The 4,621-nt window shown below is 67.1% G+C and carries 4 protein-coding genes and 1 pseudogene; 1 reads left to right on the forward strand and 4 read right to left on the reverse strand.

The window, feature by feature from the left end; genetic code table 11:
* The 4 genes and pseudogenes from E4L98_RS25320 to E4L98_RS25335 form a co-directional block, all read right to left on the reverse strand.
* A pseudogene (locus tag E4L98_RS25320) lies at window positions 1-561 on the reverse strand (BACON domain-containing protein); the annotation flags it as partial.
* Between the two features lie 104 nt (window positions 562-665).
* The gene (locus E4L98_RS25325) at window positions 666-1,850 is read right to left on the reverse strand and encodes a tetratricopeptide repeat protein (RefSeq protein WP_135204308.1); all 1,185 of its coding nucleotides are present in this window, start codon (window positions 1,848-1,850) and stop codon (window positions 666-668) included.
* Window positions 1,851-1,968: 118 nt separating this feature from the next.
* Window positions 1,969-3,156 carry a hypothetical protein gene (locus tag E4L98_RS25330; protein WP_135204309.1) on the reverse strand — a complete coding sequence of 396 codons (1,188 nt, stop codon included), beginning with the start codon at window positions 3,154-3,156 and terminating at the stop codon, window positions 1,969-1,971.
* 9 nt (window positions 3,157-3,165) lie between these two features.
* A complete protein-coding gene (locus tag E4L98_RS25335) occupies window positions 3,166-4,032 on the reverse strand; it encodes an HDOD domain-containing protein (protein ID WP_135204310.1) in 867 nt (288 codons plus the stop codon).
* Window positions 4,033-4,249: 217 nt separating this feature from the next.
* Between E4L98_RS25335 and E4L98_RS25340 the strand changes: the two genes are divergently transcribed.
* The coding region (locus tag E4L98_RS25340; RefSeq protein ID WP_135204311.1) for a DNA-3-methyladenine glycosylase at window positions 4,250-4,621 on the forward strand (372 nt) is incomplete at its 3' end.

Genomic DNA, 4,621 nt, shown 5'->3' on the forward strand with positions numbered 1-4,621 from the left:
CCTCGCGCAGCGCGTGGCCGGCGCGGTGCCGCCGGCCTGGCCGGTGGCCGTCAGCGGCATGACGCTGACGGCGCTGAAGGGAGCGACGCCCGCCGGCGTGACGGTGAGCTCGTACGGCAGCGCCACCGGCGAGCCGGGGAACTGGCTGGCGCAGCCGCTGTCGCGGCACAGGCGCACGCTGAAGCTGCCCTTGTAATTGCCGGCCGCCAGGGTCGGCGCCGATTGCAGTACGGCGTGGTACTGGCTGTCGCTGTCGCGCACCAGCTGCGCGTTGGGCAGCAGCACGCCGTTGCTGTCGACGATGCTGGGGAAGACGGTGGCGCCGCTGAAATCGGATGGCCGCGCGACGGCGCCAATCACGCTCAGGGTTTGCGAGGTGCCGGCCGGAATGCTGGCGCTGACGGTGGCGGGCGTGAAGCTGAGCGCGGGCGTGACGAGCGGCGGGTTGGTGCCGCCGTCGCTGCCACCACTGCTGCCGCCGCCGCCACCACCGCCGCAGGCCGTCAACAGCGCGGCAATGGTCAGGGAGAGGGGGGCGGGAGCGGACCTGAATCGGAACATGGACGTATCCTTTGTGCGGCTTGATTTACTTACAATTGTTGCGCGAACGCAACTAAGTGTCAAGCGCGGACTGCGAAATACGTCAAATCAGGTTCAGCCGCTTGCTATTTTGCCCGCGCCTGCGCCTCGTAGGCGCGGATGCGGTCCAACTTGGCCGAATACAGGTCGTGGTCGCCGCGCGTGGTGCTGTTCTGCATGGCCAGCGCCATGTGGGCGTCGGCCGCGCGCAGGTTGCCCAGCTGGTAGTTGGCCACCGCCAGCCAGAAGTGGAACTCGTGATAGTCGGGTACCCGTTCCAGCTCGCGTTCGAACATGTTGCGCGCGCGCGCATAGTCGCCGGCCTTCATGGCTTCCTGGCCCAGCTGGAAGAAGTGGAATGGCGGATAGGGCTCCAGCTGCGCCAGGCGGGCGCGCAGCACGCCGGCCTCTTCCAGCTTGTTCTGGTTTTCCAGCGTCTGCGCCAGGTTGGCCAGGTAGATGGTGTTGTCGGGCGCTTGGTCGTGGGCGTAGCGCAGCGCCTGCTCGGCGGCCGCGTTGTCGCCGTGGTGCTGGTAGATCACACCCAGGGTGTTGTAGGCGTTGAGGAACAGCGGGTCGGTCTCGGCCGCCTGGCGCGCGGCCCAGTAGGCGTCGTCGGTCTTGCCGGTGGATAGCAGCTCGGCGGCGCGGTTGTTGAGATACATGGCCAGGATGGTGGTCTCGCTCAGCACCTTGGCGTTCTCGCGCGCCTTGGGCGAGATCGGGATGAAGTCCACCGTGAGGAAATTGGCGGTGTCCATGCTGTACGTCATATAAGGATTGTGGTCGTTGCGCGGCCGGCCCAACGCCAGGTTGACGTGGTTGCTGGCGAAGTACAGGTTGCCGGCGCGGCTCCACACCTCGTCCACCTCGATCTGCTGGTACTGCACCGGCAGGCCCAGTTCGCGCGCCAGCGCGCCGGTCATGATGGCCAGCGACAGGCAGTTGCCCGAGCGCGCCTCGAACGTCTGGGCGGCGTTGCGGGTCATGGTGGAATCGTATTCGACCTGCAGCTTGTCGCGCCGGTACAGCGCGTCGAACAGCTGGCGGCGGACGTCGCGGCTCTGGCTGGCGCTGTTGATTTCATTGTGCAGGTAGTCGCGCATCGCCGGGGTCAGCGCGAACACGCGGGCGGCGTCGATGCGCTCGGACGGCGGCTGGAACAGCTGGTCGTGGAACAGTTGCACGCGCGGCGCGACCGGCGCCGACGGCTGGCTGGCGCAGCCACTGAGGAAAGCGGCGGCGCACAGGATCATGGCCCATGGTTTCATGATTGTCTCCCTTTGCTGCGGAGCATAAGGCCTGCGCCGCACCAGGCAGCGGGATCTGCGTCCCGCGTCCAGCCAAGTATCCTCGGCTAGGGTGTCACTGTCAAACGGGAAATCGCTTTCAGGAAAGTGGCTGGTCGGCCAGGTTGATTGCCGTGATGCCAAGGCTGGCCAGCGCGTCCTCGAGCTCGGCCAGCGCCGTTGCCGCGTCGGCGGCCGGGTCCAGCGGATGCTCGACGGTGGCCAGCACGGCGCCACCGAGCGACAGTTCGAGGCGCAGGAAGGGATCGTAGCCATCGTCGTCGGGCGCGATCGCCACGCTGGCCTGGGCCGGATCGTGGCCGGCCAGCGCCTGGTTCAGCGCCGACATCAGCCGCAGCAGCGCATATTCTTCCAGACCCTGGGCCAGGGCGCCGAAGAACAGGTCCTGGTACAGGAAGTTCAGGCTCAGCGCCGGATCGGCGCCGCGCGCGCGGCCCAGGCAGCGCGCCACCAGCGGCGCGTGGTCGGCGGTCCATTGCTGGTAACGCTCGGCGCGCCGGGCGAAATAGGCGTCGGCGGCTTTTTCGCCGGCCGGGACCTGGTAGAACGGATCGTCGGCGCGCTTGAGGGCGAAGCCGAGCAGGAAGCGCAGCTCGACCGCCGTGTCCTGCGGGCCGAAGCTGGTGGCCGCCCAGCCGGTTTTGAGGCTGCGCTCCAGCGCCGGCGCGGCGGCGATTTTTTTCTCGGTCAGCGATTGCGCCGCCTCACGCACCATGGCCTGCAACTGGCCGAAGGTAATGCGCTGCATTTCGTCGAGGTCGTAGGCGTGGCTGACCAGCACCACCTTGGCCTTGGGGCTTTCCAGTCCGGCGGAGCTGAAGCTGGCCAGCAGCGCGTCATAGGCGGCGCCGTCCTGGAAATCGGCGGCCGGGTCGAGGCCGCCCTGGCTGTGCACGAACACGGGAATCGCGAAGGCGTCGATTTCCAGCTCGGGGCCGTCCTCGCGGCGCAGGATCAGGTTGGCCGCGCCTTCCTCGATGGCGGTGCGCAGGTAGCGGTAGCCGTCCAGCGCTTCGTCGCGCGCCATTTCGATGGCGCCGTACAGCACCTCATTGCGGTTCTGGCTCAGCAGGCGGCGCAGCAGGCGCTGGAAATCGATGCGCTTTTGCGCCAGCTCGGCGCGGGTGCTGGCGGCCACGATGTCGGCGCCGGCCGATTCGTCGGCCAGCTCCAGCGCCAGCGCGCACAGTTCGGTGGTCTGTTGTTCGTCCTTGAGTTCCGGCGCGTTGGCGGACTTGCGCGGGACCGGCTTCTTATTTTTCGGCATGGATGTTTCTTAGCGTTCGGTGTGGAAGGTTTCGTTCAGCTCGTCGAGCAGGTCTTCGGTTTCATCCTCGCTCAGGCCGAGGTGGCGGCAGGCCGCCGCGCCGCCTTTTTCCCATTCGTGCGACAGGCTGTGGCCGTGCAGGCGCTGGATGCCTTTTTCGGCCAGCAGCGACAGCGCCACCAGCGAGCGGATGGCGTCGTCGGTGGCCGGGTCGTCCAGCACGCGGTAATCGTGGTGGTGCAGGATGGCCCAGCAGACGTCCGGCGACAGTCCCCAGTTGCGCGCCAGCAGGCAGCCGATGGCGGCATGGTTGGTGCTGTAGCGCTGATCCTCGATGGCGGTGAACGGGTTCACCGGATCGTTGCAGGCGTCCTCGTAGGTCTCGGCGTAGTTGGCGAAGCGGTTCATCAGCAGCGGCACGCCGATGTCGCAGAACAGGCCGAAGGTGTGGGCGATGTCGGGCGGGGCGATGCGCAGCTTGCGCGAGGTGAACACCAACGCTTGCGCCCGGCGCGCCGAAATTTCCCAGAATGCGTTAAGGTCGGCTTCCTTGCCCTCGATCGCCTGGCGCGCCAGCAGCCCGGTCAGCAGCGCCGCGCACTGGTTGATGCCGAGGAAGTTGATGGCCTGCTCGACCGATTTGGCCTTGCGCGCGGCGCCGAAGAACGGCGAATTGGCCAGCTTCAGCAGCGCGCCCGACATGCCGACGTCGTTGGCGATGATGCGCGCGATCTGGCGCGGCGACGGGTCGGCCTTGGCCAGCTCGCGCTGCAGGTCGACGAGCAGGCTGGGCCGTGGCGGAATCCGGATGGAGCGCATCAGCGCGTCTTCCACCGCGTTTTCGGTAGGCAAAGCTTGGGCGGCGGCGGTCGTCATTGTGGTATCGGCGGGAAAAATAGCAACACTATAAACTAGAGGCAACACTTTTGCTGAGCGCGGCCATCCGCGATTATCGCCGCAAGCGCGCCGGGCCGGCGCGAATTTGTGCGGATTTTGCGGGCGATACGCCATATTTTGTCGCGTATTGCCCTAAAACAATAATAATCTGGCACGGGTTTTCTGGTCGTGCCGGCTACATTGCACTGGGAGGGGGATGTTTGCCGAATTGGCGGGAATCGATTTCAGCGCGTCGTCGCAGCTGGTGGCGCCGCAGCTGATCGGGATGACGTTGCTGGTGGACGGGGTCGGCGGCCGCATCGTCGAGGTCGAGGCTTACGACCAGGCGGAGCCGGCCTCGCATTGCTACATCGGCCAGACCGCGCGCAATTTTTCCATGTTCGGGCCGCCGGCGCACAGCTATGTGTACCAGTCGCACGGCCTGCACTGGTGCCTGAATTTCGTCTGCCGCGAAGCGGGGCACGGCGCGGGCGTGCTGATCCGGGCGCTGGAGCCGGTCGACGGGCTGGCGCTGATGCGCACGCGGCGCGGCATGGACGACGCGCGCCTGCTGTGCGCCGGGCCGGGC

This window comes from Duganella callida (assembly GCF_004614165.1).
Lineage (GTDB): Bacteria > Pseudomonadota > Gammaproteobacteria > Burkholderiales > Burkholderiaceae_D > Rugamonas > Rugamonas callida.

Bases quoted from the DNA above. Each gene is read 5' to 3' on its own strand.
- E4L98_RS25325 (WP_135204308.1), bottom strand. From the start codon at position 1,850: ATGAAACCATGGGCCATGATCCTGTGCGCCGCCGCTTTCCTCAGTGGC.
- E4L98_RS25330 (WP_135204309.1), bottom strand. From the start codon at position 3,156: ATGCCGAAAAATAAGAAGCCGGTCCCGCGCAAGTCCGCCAACGCGCCG.
- E4L98_RS25335 (WP_135204310.1), bottom strand. From the start codon at position 4,032: ATGACGACCGCCGCCGCCCAAGCTTTGCCTACCGAAAACGCGGTGGAA.